The organism is Streptomyces sp. RKAG290 (assembly GCF_023701695.1).
GTDB lineage: Bacteria > Actinomycetota > Actinomycetes > Streptomycetales > Streptomycetaceae > Streptomyces.
On sequence record NZ_JAJOZC010000022.1, the window covers coordinates 1 to 2,165 of the forward strand.

Sequence of the window (2,165 nt, forward strand, 5' to 3'; positions counted from 1 at the left end):
CCCCGGCCTCTACGGCGGCACCCGTTCCGTCGGTTCCTGCGACGTCGGGAAGCAGATCCGGTTTCTCACCGCCGACCGGGCCAGGAGGGCCGCCTTCGCGCAGGCCTCGGGCATCGCGCCGGCCGATGTGCCGGACTTCCTGCACGGCCTGACGCCGGTCTGCTGCGCGCCGACACCCGGGTCGCCAACCACGGCTTCAGCGGGGGAGCCGCCACCACTTTCCAGTCCGTGCTCCAGGCCGGCACCGCGGTCATGGTCGACCGCCACGGCCTGCCGCGGGTCCGCTGCGCCGGCGGGAACCCGCTGACCCCGCCGGCCGGCGGGGGCGACGCGGCGGCCGTCCGGGGCAGGAAGTGGGCCGGTTACGACCCGGCACGCGTGGTCGTCGTCGAACCCGCCCCGCGCGAGGTCACGGACCTGGTCATCGTCGACGTCGTCAACCACCGGTGGATCGAGCGGCCGGCCGGCGACGAGGGTGCCTCGGACCACGCGCCCGAGGTGCCGCCGCCGTACGGCCCGGGCGCCGACATCACCGGGCCGCTGCCCGCCGTACCGCCCGCGGAGCCGAAGCCCTCGACGACCACCACGCCCACCGACTGCCCGACGACAGGCCCGCCGCCGCCCAGGGAGGAGGCCGCCATGACCGGCAGCCCTTCGGGCGATCCGTCGGGGACCCTGGACGCCGGCCGGGCGCAGCGCTCCGACTGCCCGACGGCCCTGCCCTCCGACGACCCCTCCGCCGCCCCGTCCGGGTTCCCGCCCGACGAGCCGACCGGCACGCCCGCGGAGCCGGACGAGCCGCCGCAGGACCTGGTGCCGCTCATGACGGAGGAACCGCAGACCGCCATCGAGCTGCCGTGGCCGGAGGGCGCGGAGGACGGCATCGAGCCCGTCACCGGGTGAGCGGCCGGGCGTCGTGACCGAGGGAGGGGGGCCGCTCCGGCCGGCACCGGCCCGCCGGGGTCCTCACTCCTGCGTGGGCAGCCAGTTCCCGTGCAGGCCGAGGGGCACCCGTACCGGGGATCCGCACCCGGGCGACCGGGCCGGACGCGGGGTCGTCGGCGGGGATGACGAGCAGCCAGCTGCTCGCGTCGGTGCGGTCGGTGGCATACGTCATCCAGTAGCCGCCCTCGCCGGGCGCGGTGCCGGGGACGGGGGCGAAGACCGGCTCACCGACCGACAGGTTCCCGGCCCGCCACACCACGCTGGTACCCGACGCGTCCCTGCCGTCGTACCAGCGCAGCTCGTCGAACTCGCCCGGCAGCAGATCCGGGTTCCCGGAATCCGCGGCCACGGCGAGCTGTTGGTGCCGCCGGCGATCAGGCGGTCGTCCGTGCGGGCAGCTCCATCCTCGTGTCGTCCAGCACGGTGCGGTGCATCGTGCCCGCCACGGGGTCGATGACCGCGCGGACCAGGCCTGCGGTGTTGGGCTGTCCGTTCTCGCCGGCGTGCCCATGGACAGGCGGGACCACTGCACGTAGTCCAGCACGACGTCGCCGCCGTCGGGTTCGGTGTCGTACGCGTTGACCGTGTGCCACAGCCAGAAGGCCTCGTCGGACGCCCACCGCACCGGGCCGCCGTCGCGGGGACCAGGGCCCCCCGGTGCCGCGCTCGGGCCGCCAGTCGATCATGGATCCACCGCTCATCGCCGCGGCGATGTCGAAGAACACCGGTGCCAGCACGATCACCAGGAACCGTGCGGTCAGCGCCATGTCGTGGATCATCATCGGCTCGTCGAGGCCGTCGACCGTGACGGGGCCGCGGGCCACGCTGCCGTCCGGGTCGATGGCCGACCAGGTGAGGTAGGGCGGCTCCAGGCCGTAGCAGAAGACCAGCATCTCGCGGTGATCGGATCGATCTTCGGATGTGCGGTGATGCCGGCCGGCAGCGCCCGCCGAACGTCTCCTTGCCGGCCGTCTCCAGCTCCGGCGTCATCAGAACGGGCAGTCGGACTCGGCGAGCGCCAGCAGGCGTCCCGCGTGGCGCACCACGTTGATGTCCGGCAGGTCCGGAAGGTGCCCGCCAACTCCGGTTCCACGTCCGGTACCTGAGGCATGATCAGCGACTCGATGCCGCCCCAGAGCGCCCGCCCGCGCGCTCCTCGGCGAGCACGCGGGGGTGCGCACGAAACGGTTGCGGTAACGGGCCTGCCCGCCGGAGATCCA

1 protein-coding gene and 2 pseudogenes are annotated in these 2,165 nt (G+C 74.5%); 1 reads left to right on the forward strand and 2 read right to left on the reverse strand.

The window, feature by feature from the left end; genetic code table 11:
- Window positions 1–55: 55 nt before the first annotated feature.
- Window positions 56–903 (forward strand): annotated as a pseudogene (locus LNW71_RS35900) (DUF6777 domain-containing protein).
- On the opposite strand, the gene LNW71_RS35905 reads toward LNW71_RS35900, so the two are convergent.
- Complete coding sequence (locus LNW71_RS35905) at window positions 893–1,570, reverse strand: carotenoid oxygenase family protein (RefSeq protein ID WP_250972385.1); 678 nt, start codon at window positions 1,568–1,570, stop codon at window positions 893–895. The pseudogene LNW71_RS35900 and the gene LNW71_RS35905 overlap by 11 nt on opposite strands.
- Window positions 1,571–1,661: 91 nt before the next feature.
- Window positions 1,662–2,126 (reverse strand): annotated as a pseudogene (locus LNW71_RS37245) (carotenoid oxygenase family protein); the annotation flags it as partial.
- Window positions 2,127–2,165: the final 39 nt, after the last annotated feature.